General features: G+C 61.8%; 19 protein-coding genes. 10 read left to right on the top strand and 9 right to left on the bottom strand.

The annotated features are described in order from the left end of the window. Positions 1 to 25 precede the first annotated feature (25 nt). Both QZM67_RS12155 and QZM67_RS12160 read right to left on the bottom strand, forming a co-directional pair. Entirely contained in the window at positions 26 to 1540 is a 1515-nt protein-coding gene (locus QZM67_RS12155) for a TolC family protein (RefSeq protein WP_301803179.1), read from the bottom strand. A gap of 50 nt (positions 1541 to 1590) precedes the next feature. Then, positions 1591 to 1923 (bottom strand): PepSY domain-containing protein, encoded by a 333-nt coding sequence (locus QZM67_RS12160; RefSeq protein WP_059889787.1) that lies wholly within the window; start codon positions 1921 to 1923, stop codon positions 1591 to 1593. 305 nt (positions 1924 to 2228) lie between these two features. Here QZM67_RS12160 and QZM67_RS12165 point away from each other — a divergent pair, with 305 nt between their 5' ends. The 4 genes from QZM67_RS12165 to QZM67_RS12180 all read left to right on the top strand — a co-directional run bounded on the left by QZM67_RS12165 (position 2229) and on the right by QZM67_RS12180 (position 5828). Beyond that, positions 2229 to 2534, top strand: coding sequence for a DUF4148 domain-containing protein (locus QZM67_RS12165; RefSeq protein WP_009693052.1), 306 nt, complete (start codon positions 2229 to 2231; stop codon positions 2532 to 2534). 971 nt (positions 2535 to 3505) lie between these two features. Further along, positions 3506 to 3856, top strand: coding sequence for a DUF4148 domain-containing protein (locus QZM67_RS12170; RefSeq protein ID WP_080467007.1), 351 nt, complete (start codon positions 3506 to 3508; stop codon positions 3854 to 3856). Continuing rightward, positions 3838 to 4500, top strand: coding sequence for a response regulator (locus QZM67_RS12175; RefSeq protein WP_301803183.1), 663 nt, complete (start codon positions 3838 to 3840; stop codon positions 4498 to 4500). Before QZM67_RS12170 ends, QZM67_RS12175 begins: the two co-directional genes overlap by 19 nt. After that, positions 4497 to 5828 (top strand): ATP-binding protein, encoded by a 1332-nt coding sequence (locus QZM67_RS12180; RefSeq protein WP_301803186.1) that lies wholly within the window; start codon positions 4497 to 4499, stop codon positions 5826 to 5828. The genes QZM67_RS12175 and QZM67_RS12180 overlap by 4 nt, the downstream gene beginning before the upstream one ends. Before the next feature lie 93 nt (positions 5829 to 5921). On the opposite strand, the gene pstS is transcribed toward QZM67_RS12180, so the two are convergent. The 4 genes from pstS to QZM67_RS12200 all read right to left on the bottom strand — a co-directional run bounded on the left by pstS (position 5922) and on the right by QZM67_RS12200 (position 10364). Then, positions 5922 to 6950: a phosphate ABC transporter substrate-binding protein PstS gene (gene pstS, locus QZM67_RS12185; protein ID WP_301803769.1), complete on the bottom strand. Its 1029-nt coding sequence runs from the start codon at positions 6948 to 6950 to the stop codon at positions 5922 to 5924. Positions 6951 to 7222: 272 nt separating this feature from the next. Next, on the bottom strand, positions 7223 to 7666 hold the full coding sequence (locus tag QZM67_RS12190; protein ID WP_301803189.1) for a hypothetical protein: 444 nt from the start codon (positions 7664 to 7666) through the stop codon (positions 7223 to 7225). 686 nt (positions 7667 to 8352) lie between these two features. Then, positions 8353 to 9702: an ATP-binding protein gene (locus tag QZM67_RS12195; protein ID WP_301803192.1), complete on the bottom strand. Its 1350-nt coding sequence runs from the start codon at positions 9700 to 9702 to the stop codon at positions 8353 to 8355. Next, a complete protein-coding gene (locus QZM67_RS12200) occupies positions 9702 to 10364 on the bottom strand; it encodes a response regulator transcription factor (protein ID WP_301803771.1) in 663 nt (220 codons plus the stop codon). Before QZM67_RS12200 ends, QZM67_RS12195 begins: the two co-directional genes overlap by 1 nt. A 271-nt stretch (positions 10365 to 10635) precedes the next feature. Between QZM67_RS12200 and QZM67_RS12205 the strand changes: the two genes are divergently transcribed. The 4 genes from QZM67_RS12205 to QZM67_RS12220 all read left to right on the top strand — a co-directional run bounded on the left by QZM67_RS12205 (position 10636) and on the right by QZM67_RS12220 (position 13294). Next, the gene (locus QZM67_RS12205) at positions 10636 to 10902 is read left to right on the top strand and encodes a cytochrome b562 (RefSeq protein WP_301803195.1); all 267 of its coding nucleotides are present in this window, start codon (positions 10636 to 10638) and stop codon (positions 10900 to 10902) included. Between the two features lie 41 nt (positions 10903 to 10943). Further along, the gene (locus QZM67_RS12210; RefSeq protein WP_301803198.1) at positions 10944 to 11510 is read left to right on the top strand and encodes a cytochrome b; all 567 of its coding nucleotides are present in this window, start codon (positions 10944 to 10946) and stop codon (positions 11508 to 11510) included. Positions 11511 to 11719: 209 nt separating this feature from the next. Then, entirely contained in the window at positions 11720 to 12145 is a 426-nt protein-coding gene (locus QZM67_RS12215; protein ID WP_301803774.1) for an NUDIX hydrolase, read from the top strand. Between the two features lie 198 nt (positions 12146 to 12343). Further along, positions 12344 to 13294 (top strand): universal stress protein, encoded by a 951-nt coding sequence (locus QZM67_RS12220; RefSeq protein ID WP_301803201.1) that lies wholly within the window; start codon positions 12344 to 12346, stop codon positions 13292 to 13294. 12 nt (positions 13295 to 13306) lie between these two features. Here QZM67_RS12220 and QZM67_RS12225 read toward each other — a convergent pair whose 3' ends face one another. Then, complete coding sequence (locus QZM67_RS12225) at positions 13307 to 15598, bottom strand: heavy metal translocating P-type ATPase (protein ID WP_301803776.1); 2292 nt, start codon at positions 15596 to 15598, stop codon at positions 13307 to 13309. Between the two features lie 228 nt (positions 15599 to 15826). Between QZM67_RS12225 and QZM67_RS12230 the strand changes: the two genes are divergently transcribed. Next, positions 15827 to 16444, top strand: coding sequence for a hypothetical protein (locus tag QZM67_RS12230; RefSeq protein ID WP_301803203.1), 618 nt, complete (start codon positions 15827 to 15829; stop codon positions 16442 to 16444). A gap of 51 nt (positions 16445 to 16495) precedes the next feature. Here QZM67_RS12230 and QZM67_RS12235 read toward each other — a convergent pair whose 3' ends face one another. Together QZM67_RS12235 and QZM67_RS12240 are read right to left on the bottom strand one after the other, a co-directional pair. Beyond that, positions 16496 to 17449 carry a cation diffusion facilitator family transporter gene (locus QZM67_RS12235; RefSeq protein WP_301803204.1) on the bottom strand — a complete coding sequence of 318 codons (954 nt, stop codon included), beginning with the start codon at positions 17447 to 17449 and terminating at the stop codon, positions 16496 to 16498. 99 nt (positions 17450 to 17548) lie between these two features. Next, complete coding sequence (locus QZM67_RS12240; RefSeq protein WP_034202910.1) at positions 17549 to 17896, bottom strand: carboxymuconolactone decarboxylase family protein; 348 nt, start codon at positions 17894 to 17896, stop codon at positions 17549 to 17551. Between the two features lie 211 nt (positions 17897 to 18107). Here QZM67_RS12240 and QZM67_RS12245 point away from each other — a divergent pair, with 211 nt between their 5' ends. Then, positions 18108 to 18500, top strand: coding sequence for a hypothetical protein (locus tag QZM67_RS12245; protein ID WP_301803208.1), 393 nt, complete (start codon positions 18108 to 18110; stop codon positions 18498 to 18500). Positions 18501 to 18773: the final 273 nt, after the last annotated feature.

The raw sequence follows: 18773 nt of genomic DNA on the forward strand, positions 1-18773 counted from the left end.
GCAATTCGGAGCGAATGGCATGAGATCAACGCTGTGTGGAATCGGTAAAAAATGCGTCCGGGATCGCGCTGCCGAGCAACGCTTGTAGGCCGATACGCTGTTCCGCGAGCGCATCGCGTTGCGTTTGCGCATCGATCTGTCTCGTCAGCGCGGCGAGCTGCGCATCGGTGTATTGTCCAAGCGCGATGTCGTGCACCGCGAACGCGTTCCGTGCACGCCCGGCCGCCCGCACTAGCGCCGGCAGCGCGGCCTCGTCCTGCGCGAGCTGCGCGGCTGCGAGGTGCGAATCGCTGCGTAGATGCGCGATGTCTGCGTACGCAGCATTCAGCCGGGCCTGATATTCGTCGCCAAGGCGCTGTCGGGTCGCCTGTTCGATCGCCACATTGCCGCGGTTGCGGTTGAAGATCGGCAAGCTAAGCGCGATCTGGAAGCCGGTTGTATAGATGCCGGATGTATCGCGTGCGCGATCAAATCCGACCGTCAGGCTCGGAAACTGGTTCAGGATCGCCGCGCGGTATTTCTGTTCCTGCGCTTCGTAACCGGCCTGCAGCGCAATCAGATCCGGGCGTCGCTTCGGCAGCGCGGCCAGTGCGGCGTCCAGCGCGGGGCGCGATAGTGCGGCCGGCCGGCTCGAGCCGACGAGCTTCAGGCCGACGTCCGGCGCGAGCCCCAGCAACAGGTTCAAGTCGTGATGCGTCTGCTCGCGGGCCCGGACTATATCGTCGTATTGCTTGCGCGCGTCACCGTATGTCGTCAACGCAACACTCACGGCGTCGTCGGTCATGTTACCGGCGTGCCGTGCATGCTCGATCCGTACGTAGCGCGTCAGGTCGAGATCTCGAGCCTGCTCGAGCAGCGGCAGCACGGCATCCTGGTAACGCGCCTTCGTATAGAGCTGTTTGGCTTGCGCGACGACTTGCCACTCCTGCCAGAGCAGTCCCAGATCGGTCTTGCGCGCAGTCGCGATCGCGGACCGCTTGTTGGCGCCTCGCGAGACGATCGCCATGACGTCCATGCTCAACCCGTAGTTGAACGCGCGCTCGAGCCCCGCGGCGCCGGGAAAATCGCTCGATACCGACAGCTGCGGATCGGGTAGGAGGCCCGCCGCGAAAGCCTGGGCCTGCGCAATGCCGAGGTCGTCGCGCGCGAGCTTCAGGTCCGGGTTGTTCGCAACGGCCAGCATCGCCACATCTTCGATGTCGAGTCCGTCGGACGGGTCGAAACGATGTGCCGCGAGTTCCGGCAGCGGCATGTTCCCGGAATCGATTTCGAAACGAGCCAGATCGTTTTTCGAAAACGCGGTCGACACTTGAGAAAGCGGCTTTTCGTGATAGGTCGTGCAGCCGGTGATGAGGCCGCATAACACAACGCACAGTGATGCCGATTTCCATCTGCTCGACAGAGTGTTAACAATCATTGTTGACACCAACGTATGAAGACTTGAAAGCGAAATGCAATCGATAGCCTTGCATTGCAACGTACGGGCAAATTCTCCCGCCGCCCACCTTAAGTGCGCGTTAACAATGCGCCGACCATGCAACGAATCCCGTGCATCGCGTCAATGCATCCTGCAATGCACGGGACCAACCCTTAGTCGAGCGCGTCATGGCCGTCGTGGTCGGAACTGTCGATGCTGGACGTGAGGATCGTTCCGTTGTTCGAATCGACACGAACGTCGTATGCCTTGCCGTCGCTGACCACCTCGACGTCATACACCCAGCCTTGCTTTGAATTTTCATACTCTGCTCGGGCAGCCTTGCCGTGCACATGCCGCTCGGCAGCAGTCACCGCCTGTGCGAGGGTTACGGGTGCGTGCACGACCGACATGGCGTCATTTTCCCCGTTGCCATTCGCGGCATAAGCTGCTGCGGCGCTCGTAGCAACCAAAGCGGCAAGAACAGAAAGTTTGATGTAGCGATTCATGATTTCTCTCCGAAGAAGCGCAGGAACTTGCGCAAGTCGAAGCGTACGAAGAGAGACTTAGCTTTACCTCAGCTATGCAATTTTTCTGCATGAAAAACCGCCGGCATGGCGAATGCTGCGCAACGCGAACATGCTTCAGAATTCCGTCCTGAATTTATCTTCATAACCGCAATGTCAATCAAATATATAGGTTTCCTATATTTATAGTTAACCGCATCTTAAGGTTGAACTGTCAAGCTTGTCATGCCGGTTGCGAATCTCGTGTGTTCGTACCGGAAATGCGTAACTTCATAGAGAGACCGATCATGAACCTTAAACTCAAGCTGCTCGCCCTATCACTGGCCGTGCTTTCTCCTGTGGCATCGTTCGCCCAATCCGACAACGTCCCGCTTACACGCGCGCAGGTGCGGGCGCAACTGATTCAGATCGAAAAAGCCGGATATTTCCCGCAGCGCAAGGATCCCAACTACCCCGACTCTCTTCTGGCCGCCGAGCGGCGTATCTCGCTTGAACGTACAGGGAGCGGTGTTGGAAGCGAGCCTGCAAATCAGGCCGCATCGGGACAGCATGTGTGGAAGAATGCCGTGGGCCAGTTGTACCGGCATCACTGATTCAGAATGCCGCGCAGCTTAATCACACCGCTTCGGGAATGGCGGGTCACGTACGAGTACGCCGGAATGGCTCGGCAAGCCATTCCGGAAATCCTGTCGCTCCGGTATGTCCAGCAGTGCGAGACGCAGGGATTCGAACCGTCGAGCGACATTCGACGGCTCCGCCAGATGCCCGGACCGAGTGGAGTGACGCGGACCCCAAGGTTCTCGCGTCAGGCGCGGTCCATGCGATGCGCGGTTGAACCGCGCATGTATGCGTGAGGGACCTGCATTCGTTTTTGATCTGCCAGCCGGAAAACTCGCTGTCCACGCACTACCGCGGCAACGCTCTTTCAGCGTCACGCATCTGGTCCCCTGCTCTTCTCGGCGTCGTCGTCGGCACATGTCGCTGCGCTAGGTTTCGCGCGTCGTCAATCGCACGATCCTCACGTGCCACCCTGATGCGCTCGAGTGTAACGTCCGCGATCGCGATACCGGTACCCTGAACCTTTGCGGACGCGAACGCTGGAACCATGGCGAGTGCTAACGCCAGCAAAGCACTGATATGGAGTTTCATCGTGTTGTTCCGAGATCTCGGCTCCAGCCCTTCACATTGTTACGGAATTCAAGTGCGTGCTGTCGGTTCGACGACACCGGCCGCTTCGTTCGACATCTAGAATGCGTCCCTGTCGTCCATTCCTTCCACGTTTGACTTGGCGGGGCCAAGTATCGGGCCGTCTCGCGCCAATCGTGGACAGAACAGCCACTGCTCTCATCCTAGCTCGACAAACTTAGGGAAAGCTTAGGGCGCGGCCCGGCTTGCCTTTCCGCGTCACGGTCTCGCCTGCAATTCAGGTGCATGGCGACATACCGCCACGGCCGGCGCCCGACCGGGCCGGAACCTGTTAACCATTCCTTAAGCCTTCACCGTCATGATCGCGCCATGAGATTCAGCACGGGCGGCGATCCGGGACTTTCAGGAGGCTAAGGCAATGGGTTCAGCAGTGAAATTCACGGCGCTGGCTGCGATCATGCTCGTGCCGGCACTGGCGCTTTCTCAAACGTCGCGCGCTCCGCTCACCCGGGTACAGGTCCGCAATCAACTGATCCAGTTTGAGGACGCCGGTTACTACCCATCGAGAAAGGACAACATGTATCCGGCGCCGATCCAGGCCGCAGCGGCAACAGTCTCGTGCGAATTCTCCGGGAACCTTGCCCGGCAGGCGGCGACCGGTCCCGCGCCGTTGTTCCATTCGCCTTCGTATGCGCTGTCCGGGAACGATGCCTCGCTTGCATCGTGGCGATCAAACGAAATGGAGCCGGCATGCGCATTTTGCTGGTAGAAGACGATGAGCAGATTGGCAGCGGCGTGCAGCGCGGGTTGCGCCAGTCGGGTTTCGCCGTCGACTGGGTTCGGGACGGTGAAGCCGCATCGACCGCATTGCGCTCGACCCAGTACGGTCTGATTCTGCTCGACCTCGGACTCCCCAAGCAGGATGGCTCCACCGTGCTCGCCAGGTTGCGGCAGCGAAACGACCCGACCCCGGTCATCATCGTCACTGCCCGCGATACCATTGGCGATCGCGTGGCCGGCCTGGATGCCGGCGCGGATGACTACCTTGTCAAACCTTTCGCGCTGGAAGAACTGCTCGCACGAATCCGTGTCGTCTCCCGAAGGCAAACGGGAAGCGTGCAAACGGTGTTCCAGTCCGGCACGCTGCGGCTCGATCCTGCGCAGCACCGCGTCTGGCTCGGGACCGAGGAAGTGCCGGTGACGGCGCGGGAGTTTGCCATCCTGGAAGAACTGATCCGCCGTCCGAAGGGAATCGTTACACGGGAGCAGCTCGAAGAGTGCCTCTACGGATGGAACGAGGAGGTCGAGAGCAACACGGTCCAGGTGCACATACATCATCTCCGCCAGAAGCTCGGTACGGACGCCATCGTGACCGTACGGGGTATCGGATACCGGATCGGAGAGCCCGGATGAAATCGCTCCGGCGCAGACTCCTGCTGTGGCTCGTGCCCACGACGTTGTTGATCGGCGTAATCGCCAGCGCGGCCACGTACTGGGGCGCATTGACCGAAATCGACGAGCTTCTGAGCGATCAACTGAAGGCGGTTGCCCGGCACGTGGTAGTCGATGCCAACGGGCGTCTGTCACTGACCGGCTTCAAGCAGGGTGACGACGATCGACTGTCAGGCCAGCAATCGCATGGCGTATTGCTGGAAGTCTGGCGTGGATCGGGGGTCCTTTTCAGCACCGACCCCGACTCGTCGCTTCCACCTCCGCATGGCCCAGGGCTTGCGGACATCTCCGTTCATGGGCAGCTATGGCATACCTACGTGTACCGTAGCGGTGACACCCTGATTCGTGTCGCCCAGGCACAACGTGCGCACTGGGAGGCCGTCGCCGAAATAGCGATGCATCTGCTGTGGCCGGTTCTATCGTTACTCCCCGTTCTCGCGCTCTTTCTATGGTTCGGGATCGGCTACGGATTGCGCCCGCTCCGGGAGATCGCTTCGACGCTCAGACGGCGCGACGCTGACAACATGCAGTCGATCGACACGGCCGCGATGCCCAGCGAAGTCGCTCCGCTGACCGACGCCATCAACGACCTCCTGCTTCGACTCGACCAGTCGTTTTCCGTGCAGCGACGCTTCATCGCAGACGCCGCCCATGAGCTACGCACGCCGATCATGGGACTCGGCATTCAGGCCGAGCTGCTCCCCCGTGCCCGGGACGAACAGGAACGGGACGCGATCGTCACGCAGATTCGCATCGGTACGTCCAGGCTCGCCCATCTGGCGGAGCAGTTGCTGACGCTGGCGCGCCTCGCGCCGCAGGCTCCGGAAGCCCCGTTCGAGCCGCTCGATATCGCAACGATCGCGCTCTCCGTCGTGAGCGACCGGGAACGTGTTGCACAAGCTCATCGTGTCGACCTGGGGCTCGTTGCGGCGGATGCCGTGATCGTTCGGGGAAATCGGGAGGAACTCCGGATTCTGCTCAACAATCTGGTCGACAACGCGATCCGGTACGCGGGCGCGGGCGCATGCATCGATGTCGTTGTCGGGGAAGACGGAAATCGCCCGGTACTGGAAGTTCGGGATACCGGTCCAGGAATTCCCGATAACGAGCTCACGCGAGTCTGGGAGCGCTTTTATCGCGGCGCGGGTCAAAACGCATCGGGAACGGGCCTGGGTCTCTCGATCGTGCAACGTATCGCGGAGCACCATCAGGCGGAGCTGGAGATGACCAACCGGAGCGACACGCGGGGGCTCAGTGTTCGAGTGATCTTTCCTCGCCGCACAAGCTGACGGGAAACGTCCGAACGCCCCGCAACGTCGCTCCGGTACATGCCCGTCTTCCCCTGAAACGCCCTCGCGCGCTTCAGGGGACACCCATCGCGATTACGGTGCGACGGGTTTGCCGGTCGCGTCCTTGACCTTGACTTTCCATTGACTCTCGATCTCGCCGACCACCGATTGCGGCAGCGAAATGTAGTCGAGGCTATCGGCGGCCGACGTGCCGTTCTTGAATGACCACTCGAAGAACTTGAGCGTTTCCTTCGCCTGCTCCGGCTTGTCCTGTACCGTATGCAACAGCACGAACGTCGCGCCAACCACCGGCCATGCATCCTTGCCAGGCTCGTTCGTCAGAATCTGATAGAACGATTTCTTCCAGTCTGCACCGGCAGCCGCGGCTTTGAAGGTTTCGGTCGTGGGCTCGATCACCGCGCCCGACTCGTTCTTCATCGCAGTGTAGATCATCCGGTTTTGCTTGGCGTACGCCCACTCGACGTAACCGATCGCGCCCGGCAGGCGTTGCACGAACGCCGCAACGCCGTCGTTACCCTTGCCCCCCGAACCGGTCGGCCACGCCACGGTCGTACCTTCTCCAACCTTGCTCTTCCACTCCGGGTTGACCTTCGACAGGTAGTTCGTCCAGATGAAGCTCGTACCCGAACCGTCGGCGCGGCGGACTACGGCGATGTCGAGGTCAGGCAGCTTGACCTTGGGGTTCAGCGCAACGATGGCCGGATCGTTCCACTTCTTGATTTTCCCGAGATAGATGTCGCCGAGCACCGGGCCGGACAACGTGATTTCACCGGCCTTCACCCCCGGCACATTGATCGCCGCCACGACGCCGCCGACGACGGTCGGGAACTGGAACAACCCGTCCTTGGCGAGTTCTTCATCCTTGAGCGGAGCGTCCGAGCCAGCGAAATCGACGGTCTTGGCCAGAATCTGCTTGATTCCACCCGACGAACCAATCCCCTGGTAGTTGATCTTCCCTCCACCAGACTTGTGATAAGCGTCTGCCCATTTGGCGTAGATCGGTGCAGCGAACGTGCTGCCCGCACCGGTGATGTCCGTCGCATGAACAAGCGAGGACGAGAGCATCGTAAGCATCAGAACCGAGATCGCTTTCAATTTCATTGCCATTCCTTCTGAGTGTGGTAAGCGCGGGACGATATCGATGATATGTGACAGTTTCGGGAAGGCAACCCTGAGCAAAGGCGCACCGGCTTCGCCAACAACCGTACGGCCGGTCGCAACCGAGGCCTGCATCGCTGCCGTCAAGACGGAACCTGCCCCCACGCTGCCGATCGAATCTTCTTCCGCCAACCACACACGGCCTCGACGACTCGAGGCAACCGCTGTCCGCGACCGGGATGCGAAGCAAGCTGACGAGTGTCGATGACGATTTTTTAGTTCGCTATGCCAACCAAAAGATCTGTATGCATTGCGGCGCGATAGTGACCTGGTTCGTTGCAAAACACGAGGTATCTGCCCGCCTTCAGCGAAAATCGTGCCGTTACGGTCTCGCGCGGACTCAGGTCTTCGACACCCTGCAGCCCTTTCAGCTGGTCTTCCGCCACCTGCTGTGTTTTCGCAGAGTAGGGTAATGCAGCGTCGGAGCCGGACCATGGCAGGATCAGAAATTCGTGCTTCATTGTGTGAGACGCGTTCGCTATCGTGAACTCGACGGGTCCCGCCGCGACTTTCGATGGAGTTAGCGTCAGTGACATGCTTCCATTTTTCCCGTCTGAAAGCGTCACCCTAACCGAGGCCGGCTCGACAGCCCGTGTGACCGAAGAGAATATCGTGAGTCCGACGACGCCGAGTGCAAGAAAACGAGATTTCTGCAGCATGAGTCACCTCTTCAATTTCAAGGCTTTGATTCGGTAGAAAGCGCGCGCAAACACGACGCGAAGCCGAGGACCCTAGTGATGTGCGTACAAGGCGCGTTCCGACTTGGTCAACGACATGCGGCCGGTTTGCCGGGCCCCGTCCATCATTCCGCCATAGCCTGAGGTGTCGTGCCCGGCTTTGGCGACGGAACGTCTGTCTAGCCGCTTAGAGTCGCCCTGCGACTGAGGCAGCACCCCATGTTGGTCGGCCGACTCCCGCTGGGTCTCCACCCCAAAGTGGGCACCGTGGATGGCGGGGGGCGTTGCTGACGCGAAGGGTGGCAACGTGGTTGCGAGCACGCTGGCGACCAGGAGTAAGGATTTCATAGCAAACCCTCCAGAAAGCGCTTCTTCCTACGTTCATCCGGATTGCCCGCCGCACAGCACGAGCCGGGTGTCCGGCTGAGGTCACCAGCATAGAATCCTCACCTTAAGGCTTTCTTATCTCAGGCCTGATTGCACGAATTGCGTCGATGATGATGAGTATTCGAATCAACAGTGCCCGGTAATTCGCCGGGAGGTGACCGGTGGCCGCCGGTCTTATAAATATGCGATCGATCTTTCATTGAGGTAGCAGATCGCGCCTATTCGCGTCCGCTCATTGAATCGCAGATGGAGGGCTGGCCTGAATTCGTGAGGATGCGGCGTCACACCGACACGGGAAGCGTGATGCGGACGCCGAATCCAGCTCCGTTCATCCCGTCGACGTAAGCGAGACGCCCGTCAAGCTTCGCAACGATACGCGCAACGATGGACAAGCCCAGGCCGCTGCCGCTTTCATCATGATTCGCGCCGCGAAAGAAGCGATCTTGCAAGCGGCACAGATCTTCGTCCGGGACGCCGGGGCCGTCGTCCCGGATCTGAAGGCTGACCGAGCCAGTACTCTGCCAAGACGCGATTTCGATGTTGCCCTGTTCGCGACCGTACTTGATCGCATTGTCGACGAGGTTATCGAGCAAGACGCGGACCAGCGTGGACGGTGCATGCGCGACGACCGGACCGTCGACGCGCGATATCAGCGAGATCTGCTTGCGGTCCGCACGGGCCTGGTAGTCGCTGATGCAGGTTTGCACGACACGCGCGAGATCGACGTCCTCGCCGGGCAACTGAACGGTCTCGTCGAGTCGTGCCAGGGCGAGCAACTGGTCCGCCAGATGCGTGCTGCGGTCGACGCCCTCGACGACCCGTTGCATTGCGCGCCGCTGACGGTCCGGATCGCGTGCCGTGAGGGCGACTTGCGCCTGGACCTTGAGCGCCGCGAGCGGCGTCTTGAGCTCGTGTGCAGCGTCGCTGGTGAACGCGCGTTCTCGATCAAGCGAGTCGCGCAGGCGTTGCAACAACGTGTTAAGCGCGGCGACCAGCGGCCGCACCTCGTCGGGAATGCCTCTCGCGCCGATGGCGTCGAGGCTGTCGGGCGAACGTGCGTCGATTGCCTCGGACAACGTGCGCAGCGGCGTCAGGCTGCGGCCAATGGCCAGCCAGATCAGTACGGCTAGCACGGGTAACGCGAATGCGAGCGGCCGTGCGACGCGACGCGCGACCTCCGCGGACAGATCCGAACGATGCGTGCGTTGCTCGAAGATGCGCACCGTACGGCCGCGCGCGGCATCGGTCAGCACGTAGGCATGCCACTTCGGATTGCCGAGCCGGATCGGGCTCGATGTTGCTGCGGGAAACACCGGCAGATCGAGCGAGGCAAGCCCGGGACTCGCGGCCAGGATGCGTCCGCCGACATCGCTGACCTGATACAGCATCCGCGGCGAGGCATCGTTGTCGCCGTCGTCGTCCTCGGACGAACCGAGTGCGATGTCCGCAAAGACCGAGAGATCTGATGCATCGAGCGCGGCGAACGCCCTGGCGATCTGCTCGATGCGGGCATCGTCCCACTCCTCCGCCTCGTGAATCGCCTGACGGTAGCTCGACACCAGCGAGTACGCCCAGACCACCACGACACCCGACAGCACGAGAAAGGTGAGCCGTTGGCGAATCGAGCGCATCACAATGCCTTCTCCACCACGTACCCGACGCCGCGGATCGTCCGGATCAGGTCGGCCCCCAGCTTCTTGCGCAGGTTCGACACGTGCACCTCGATCGCATTGCTTTCGATTTCTTCGTTCCAGCCATAGAGACAATCCTGGAGCTGTGCGCGAGAGAGCGGACGGCCCTGGTTCGCCAGCAACTCGACCAGCAACGCGCATTCTCGCGACGTCAGTGCGATCCGCTCGGTGCCGCGCGTGGCCGTCATCAGCGCGGGATCGACCGACAAGTCGCCGTATTCGATCGTGTCGGTGCCGCGGCCCTGCGAGCGCCGCACGAGCGCCCTGCAGCGGGCGATCAGCTCGGTCAGGTCGAACGGCTTGCCCAGGTAGTCGTCGGCGCCAGCGCTCAAGCCGCTCACGCGGTCGGCCACCGTGTCGCGCGCGGTCATCACCAAGACCGGCGTATGATCGCGCCGCTTGCGAAGCCAGTCCAGCAATTCCACCCCGGATAGGCGAGGCAGGCCGAGATCGAGCACGACGAGGTCGTATGGCGTGGTTTCGAGCGCGAGCTGCGCATGCCTACCGTCGTGCGCCCAGTCGACCGTCATGCCGGCTTCGATCAGGCCGTCTTCCACCCCGCTTCCAATCAGTTTGTCGTCTTCGACGAGTAACACCCGCATGGCGTCGCGTTCCTGTTGGTTCCGGACATGCCGTCCCTTGCCGCACGATACCCGCAGGCACGGGCAGCCATCAAGCCACGCGCGGAAAAATCCGGTCCTTAAGAATTCGTTAACGTCTGCACCATAAGGTCGCGTCACCAATATCCGCAACCGAATGATGACCATGAACAGCCCGTCGTTCCGACTCCGATTCTGCGCAGCGCTGGCCGTGCTGCTTTCCGTGGCTGCCGCGCCGGCCTGCGCCGGCGAGATCAAGACGCTGATGCGGGACATGAAGCACACGATGCAGGGGGCCGTGAACAGCCGGACGATCCCTGAAATGAAAGGCTATGTGACCCGGCTCGAAAGCGATGCGCAACAAGCCAGCCGACAGCGCTATCGCAACGACCAGTCGACCTACGACGAAGGTATGCGCACGCTGCAGGGCGAGCTGGCTGACGTTGACCGTGCGATCGAGGCGAACGATCTGTCGGCTGCCAAGCAGGCGTTGCGACGGATCAACGGCACGAAGAAGCACTATCACGACCTGCTCGGATAACGTCGACCGGACGCTTTCGCCACGAAAGAGGTTTTCTCGCCATGAAAACAGTCACCCGCTACCCGCTGTCGATCAGCCTGCTGCACTGGCTGCTGGCTGTCGCGCTGATCGGTAATTTGATCGTCGGTCTGCTGCTGGACGACAATGAAGATCTCGTCAGCCTGCACAAGTCGATCGGCATCGCCATTCTCGGCCTCGTTGCAATCCGTGTCGCTAATCGCCTACGCATGCGTCGCCAGTTGCCGCCGTCGATCAACTCGGCCGGCACGCTAAAACATTTCGCGGAACGCAGCGTTCACGGGTTGCTTTATGTGCTGATGCTGACCATTCCCGTGCTAGGGTGGATGAAAACAAATGCGGCCGGCCACACCGCCAACTGCTTCGGGCTCTTCTCGCTGCCCGATCTCGTGCAACGGAATCGAGAACTGTCGCACTGGCTGGGAGAACTGCACGCATTGGCGGCATACGGCCTCGCCGCGCTGGTCGGCTTGCACGTCCTCGGCGCGCTAGCACACAAGCTTTTCAAGTCCGAGAACGTGTTGCCGCGCATTCTGCCCTTGCCCACGCGCGTCGCCCAACGCGCCTCTTCTTCTGGCGATCGCAACTGAACGACATGCACAGCGGTCAGGGAATGCTCACGCATGCCGTAGCAAGCGACATCATTGCCATGTGCGTTGTGGACCGCATGCGGCCGTGTCGATAGTCGATATTTGCACCGGCTTTGCAAAAGGTGAGCCATTCACGCGAAATCTTCCCAGAACCTGCGATACTCTCGACCATCCCTCTTACATTCATACTGGCCGACGTTACTGATTTAATGTGTCCCCGATTGAACTCCGCTGGCGTCACGGAACGTGCCACCATTATTTGTCGCTCCCAGGAAAGCGTACTGCTAGTAGCACGAACGGCATCACGATGGACGCTGCCGGGCGGCATCATCAAGTCAGACGAATCCCCTGTGGAGGCGGCGAGTCGTGAACTCAAGGAAGAAACCGGCTTGATCGGGTTGAAGCTGACCTACGCTTTTCAGTTCGTTGGGTCGTCGAAGCTTCATCATGTCTTCGTCACCGACGTTCCCACCCAATCCGATCTGCGGCCAGGCAAAGAAATCAATTTGTGTCAGTGGTTCCGGTATGTCGATGTCCAGTCACTTCCAACCAGCACGCCCACGCCAAAGATTGTCGACCGTCTCTATAACCATTCTTGCGCGAACGTGACCGATTCGCTTGCAATCGGCGTTTAACCCGGAATTCATCACCAGACGAATTCGTCCGATAGCAGGTCACCAAACGCATTCAGAACGTGTGCTCGTAATTCAGTCGAACGTGAACCATGTCGGCACTGCTACGGCGAACGTGCTTGACGAAGGTCAACCAGGTAAGAGCTGTCCGCGCGAAAAATTGCCGTGTACAAGACCGTCGGTTGCCACCGGGAGACATTCATGAGCACCACCACTTCACCCGTCCAGGCCGTCCCCGCTCCGCTGCGAGTGCTGATCGCGGTCGACGGTTCGAGCGCATCCGCTCATGCACTCGCCTATGCCAAAGCGCTCCTCCCTTCGAATGCAGCGGTGCACATCATTAGCGTTGCCGAAAATCCGAGAACACTCGTCCCGCTCGGATCGAAAACCATGGCGTTCCTCGAATCCGCGCGCGTCGAGTTGCTCAGGGATGCATCCGATGCGGTGTCGCGCGCCAAAGCCGCAATGGATCGCGACGATCTCATCATCGACACGGAAGTCATCGACCTCGCCACACGTGGCGGGGATGTCGTGAATGCACTGGCCGACAGCGCGCAAACCTGGCGAGCCGAACTCCTGATCGTCGGCGCACGTCAGCATCATGGCTTGCTCGGATGGGTCGAAGGGACAGTTTCCGGCCCGCTCGGCAAACTCATCGGATGCCCGCTGCTCATCGTTCCGGAAGGTTTCGCGTCGGTTGCCGAGCACCTGCCACGGCGGATGCTGTTCGCCGTCGACGGAAGCGCGGTTGCACTCGACGCATTGCGGACAGGGTTGACATTCTCGCGGGCATACACCGAATTCCGTGCGATATACGTGGTTGATCGCCCCCCAATGTTGGGCGACTTCGTCCTTGGCGGGGCACTGGAAGAAGCATTGATCGGCGAAGGAAATCATGTGCTTGAGGGTGCCACGGCCATACTCGAAGGCATGGCCAGACATGCGCAGTCGCAACTTATTGACGCAGATCGAACCGGCGCGGACGTTTCCCATCTGATCGTGCGCGACGCGCTCGAATGGAATGCGGACATGATCGTCATGGGCACTCACGGGCGGCGAGGCGTGACGGGCTGGCTCGTTGGCAGCGTGGCCGGACGCGTTGCGCGCATCACCAAAACGCCGGTCCTGCTCGTCCATGCGTCGCGTGCGTGACGCGCTTCGTCGTCACGCATCCGCACCCACAGCGTGGAACAGCTCCTCCTCCAGGGCGCAATGCAGGCGCACGATCGCTTCGAGCCCGTACAGCAAGCGTTGTATCGCCTGCACCTGCATGGCGTTCGTTCCGTCGCGCGGCAGGTCCGCAACCGTCTGCCTGAGCGAGCGGACCATCTTGAAGATCTCCCGGTGTGCGCCGCTCATCGCCGCCAGTGGATCCTCGCCGCCGAGCAGCGGGGCAAGACGCGCATAGACCTCCAGATCGTCGGCGCGTTCGTGCGGCAGCAGCCGTTCGTCGAGCGCATCGATGATGCCAGCCAGTTCGCCAGCGATGGCGCCCCCAGACAGTTTCGGCAAGCGATCCGCGAAATCCCTGATCTGGTCCAGCAACGGCAACAATGCCGTGTGCTCGCGCCTGAGTTGCTCGACGTCGATATCCGCCAACCCGGCTCCCGTCGGCCTCGCACGCACCAGCAACACGCGTAGCGCATTGACGATGACGACGACGTCGACGACTTCCTGAATCACTGCACCGGCAATCGGCGGCAGGAATCCCGCCGCCGCGATCGTCATCGCGACGACCGACAAGGACATCCCGATCACCACGCTCTCGAGCGCGATCCGGCGGGATCGACGTGCGATGCGCATCGCATCCACGAGTCGATCCAGCCGATCGACCAGCAAGACCACGTCGGCGGCTTCGGATGACGCGGCCGCTCCCCGCGCACCCATCGCGATGCCGACGTCGGCCGCGGCCAGCGCCGGCGCGTCGTTCACACCGTCACCGACCATGATCGTCACGCCCTCCTGGCGGGCAGCCTGGATAGCGGCAAGCTTGTCCGCCGGCGTCTGCTCCGCGCGTACATCGGTGACGCCCAGCAGTTCGCCGACGGCCTGCGCAATGTCGTGCCGATCGCCGGTCAGCATGACGAGACGCTCGACGCCTTCGCGCTTGAGCAGCCGCAATGCTCGCGGTGTTTCCAGTCGCACCTGGTCGGCCATTTGAATCGCACCGATCATGACGCTATCCACGCCGACGAATACCGCAGCCCCGCCCTCGCTGACGACGCGCGCCAGGAATGCGTCGCTCCACGGTGCATTCGTCGCGCGTGCCGACACGTATTCGAACTTGCCGATCGCAACGGTCCGGTTGTCGACCCTACCCGTCACGCCTTCGCCGGCCGTTTCGATGACAGCCGACGGCAACGACAGGTCGATGCAACGTTCGCGCGCCGCGACCGTCAGCGCGTCCGAAATGACGTGGCCCGACGCTTGGGCCAACGACGCAGCAAAACGCAGCACATCGTCCGCTGCGACGTCCGCGCCGCACTCGATCGCAACGATACGTGCCCGTCCTCCCGTCAGCGTTCCGGTCTTGTCGAAGAACAGAGTCGTCGCTTGCGCAAGACGCTCCAGCGCCCCCCCGCCTTTGACCAGAATGCCGCGTTTCGAACAACGCGACATGCCGGACACAATGGCGACCGGCACGGCGAGGATCAACGGACACGGCGAGGCCACGACGAGCACGGCAAGCGCACGTGCGACGTCGCCGGTCAACAGCCATGCGATGCCCGCGACGAGCAGCGATGCGAGCACGAAGAACGCGGCGTAGCGATCCGCGAGACGCACGGACGGGCCGCGCTCGCGTTGCGCGCGCTCGACCATGCGGACGATACCGGCAAACGTGCTGTTGCCCGCCGTCGTGCGGGCAACCATCTCGAACGGCGCGCCGGCGTTGACCACGCCGCTGCATGCGTTTTCTCCGGAACGGCGCCGCTGGATGGACGATTCGCCCGTCAGCATGGCTTCGTCCAGTTCCGCGTCGCCGGTCAACGTACCGTCGACGGGCACGAACTCGCCGCTCCGCACGAGCAGCCTGTCACCGGGGACAAGGGTGTCCGGCGCAACCGAGTGCCATTCTCCGTTCTCGAAACGGGTCGCCTGCCGGGGGGCGCGTCCGAGCAATGCGCTCATCTCGCGTTGCGCGCGGTCCTGCGCATACCGCTCCAGCGTCCGCCCGCTCGCCAGCATCAACGCAATCACGGCCGCCGCAAGCGTCTCGTCGAGCGCGATCGCCAGCGCGATCGCGAGCCAGGCGAGCACGTCGATGCCCGCCTGCCGCCTAATCACGGCCTTGAACAGCGAGACCGTCAACGCGAGCAGGACCGGCAGCGTACCCAGCAGCCAGGCGAATCGCGCGAGAGACGGCTGGCCGAACGCCACGCATACGCCGCCGCCGGCGAGCGTGGCGGCCGCCAGGATCAGCAACACGAGATCGATCGACCAGGAGACTCGGGACATGACCATTGCTCCGATCGCCGTGCATGGCGGTGTTCGCCGCATCCGGTTCCGGTTGGGGACGACGTGGTACCAGTCTAGGAAGCGCCGCGCTTCGACTGTTGACATGGGTCAGGACCGAGGGCCTCCCGTGAACGACCGGCACGCCGCGTTGCTTGACGTGAGTCAAGCCATCGGCCCCTTTCCTCAGCAAACTCGAGCCGTGACATCGGATCGCCTGGAGTCGATATCGTGCAGACGCTGGCTGTACTCTTCGTGCTGATTCTTCTGCTGAATCTCATGCCGGCGTTCGCCCCGCCCACGTGGATGGCGATGTCGTGGGTCGGGTTCAACCTGCCCGACGGCAATCCGTTCATCTTTGCCGTTGTGGCGGCCGGCGCGGCGACGACCGGCCGTGTCATTCTGGCAACCTACGCGAGATCGCTCGTCCGCTCCCGCTGGATGCGGGAATCCGACCGTGAGAATATCAACGTCGCCACGCGCTGGCTGCGACAGCACCGGACGCTCACCGCCGGCGCGTTCTTCTTCTACGCCTTGAGCCCGCTGCCGTCGAACTACCTCTTCATTGCATACGGGCTTTCCGGGTTGCCGCTCAGAATCATCGCGGCGGCGTTCTTCGTCGGCCGCGCAACGACCTATGCAATCTGGGCGCATCTCGGCCGCTTTGCATCGACCCGGCTAGACGTGGAATCGGAACTCGAAGGCACGTATCTCGGCGGCTACTTCATCGTCACGCAACTGGCTCTGCTCGGCCTCGTCTTCGCGCTGATGAAGCTCGATTGGCGTGCGCTCGTCAATGAACGTCGCTTGACGTTCAGACGCAGCCATCATCCGCGCGGTTCCGAGTGACACGCCGCGCACGCGATCTTTCGATCGGGTACATAGGCCAGTCGCTCCAAGCTACCGGACGCGCATCCCGGATGCGACCTCGGGGAGGTTCTCGTGCTTCCTTGGATCGACGTGCGTCATGACATTCAGGACACGGTGATGTTTCATCACGCGCGCACGCGCGTCCACCGCAATGTCGTGACCCTGCGCGACGGTGAGATCGGCGTCGATGTCGAGATGCACGTCGACGAGGATCAAATCGCCGGTCTTGCGCGTGCGCAGGTCGTGCACGTCAAGCACGCCCCGTGTTGCAACCAGCGTTGCGCGGATCGCCTGCACATCTTCAGCATCGGCCGCCCGGTCCATCAGGTCATGCAGGGCATCCCAACCGAACATGGCGCCCATTTTCACGATCATCCCGCCGACAATCAGCGCTGCGACCGGGTCGAGCAGCGGAAAGCCAAGCAGGTTACCGACGATGCCGCACGCCACCACCAGCGAAGATGCAGCATCCGAACGCGCATGCCATGCGTTGGCGACCAGCATGCTCGACTTCACCCGTGTTGCGATCGCGAGCATGTAACGGAACAGGCTTTCCTTCGCAGCGAGCGCGACGAGCGCCACCCAGAGCGCCGTGACGTGGACGCGCGCGATCGCTTCCGGATGCTCGAGCTTCTGGATGGCGGACCACAGCATCCCGCCCCCGACCAGCAGCAGGATCGCCGCGAGTGCGAGCGACGCGCCGGTTTCGAAGCGCTGATGGCCGTAAGGATGCTTTTCGTCGACGGGCTTGCGGCTATGGTGACCGGCCAGCAGCACGACAAAATCCGCGACGAGATCGGACAATGAGTGAATCCCGTCCGCCACCAGGCCCTGGGATCGTGACAGGATGCCGACCGTCACTTGTCCGATGCTCAGCACAAGGTTGACCGCAACGCTCACCCAGGTACTTCGCGTGGCCGCGGCAGCCATCGCGGGCGTCGCTTCAGCGACGGCTCCCGAAACAACGTCGGGATTTTTTGACATCACGATTCAGGTCACGTTCCAAGGTTGAGCAAAGCCGGATAGTTGCAAGCGGACACGAAGGCTCATGCACGCGTCTCCGGCAGCCAGGATCGCCTGTATTCAGGTCGAAAGCTCGTCGAACGCCACCAGCGCATGTGCCGCATACATCATCGATGGGCCGCCCCCCATGTAGACGGCGACACCAGCAACCTCCTCGACCTCCTCACGCGTCGCCTTCAGCTTGATCAACGATTGCATATGGAAGCCGATGCAGTCGTCGCAGCGGCACGAGATCGCGATGCCCAGCGCGATGAGCTCGCGTGTCTTTTTTGTCAGTGCGCCATCTTTGGTACCGGCCGCGCCCAACGCGCCGAAGGCGGACAGGAGTTCTGGCTGTGACTGCCGAAGCTTGCGCATCTGCTCGGCGACTTCGGCGGTTCTTTCACGGTAACGCAACGAGTTCGACATGGCTGGGCCACTCCGAGGCGAGAGAATCTGGACGGCTCACGACGTATCGACTCTGCGACGTGCGATGATGCAGCGCGCGTTTGACAACGGCGTGATCTCCGGCATGTATTCAATGGTATTGATGGGCGCTCGGACAGACTTGACCTGCGACAAAGGACCGCCCGCCCGTTTTGCGTACCGTTGGAATCATGCAAACGACTTGGAGACCATCATGTCCAGAGCAAACAGGTTCACCGTTTCGTTCCTGGTCGGCGTCGCGATTGCGATGACGGCTTGCCTTGCCAACGCCCAGCCTCGCCAGCCTGCTCCAGGCCCTGGTGTCGAGTCGGGAGGCATGATTTATGGCAGTCAGCTGATGACGCCGGCCGAGCGGACCGAATACCGTACGCGGATGCTCGCGGCAGCATCGGATGCCGAGCGCGAGAAAATCCGCACGGAACATCATGCCGAGATGCAGAAGCGAGCGAAGGCGCGCGGAATCAAGCTCCCTGACGGCCCGCCCATGCGCGGCATGCATCGCGGGAAAGGAATGGGGATGGGCATGGGGCCCGGCTACATGCACGGCTGGTCCGGCGGTCCCGCGAGCGGCGCTGTCGGGCAGTGATCGTCCGGTTCGGCGCATCTGGCAACGAGCGCGCCGAACCATTCGCCTCCAGCCGTTCTTGCGCGCACCCACCATGCGGCGGAATTGGCTTATCTCACGGTCGCGTACAGATCCCGACGTCAGGATCTGCACACGACCGAAAACGGCCGTTCCGAGGCGACGCGACCGGTTGAATCCACCATCCCTACCGGCCATTCGTTTCCACCGGAACGCCAGCTGCTGTTCTCTCACGACACCATCCACATCGTCTGCCAGCACACCCTTTCAACGTGC

This window comes from Burkholderia sp. AU45251 (assembly GCF_030482905.1).
Taxonomy (GTDB): Bacteria; Pseudomonadota; Gammaproteobacteria; order Burkholderiales; family Burkholderiaceae; genus Burkholderia; species Burkholderia aenigmatica.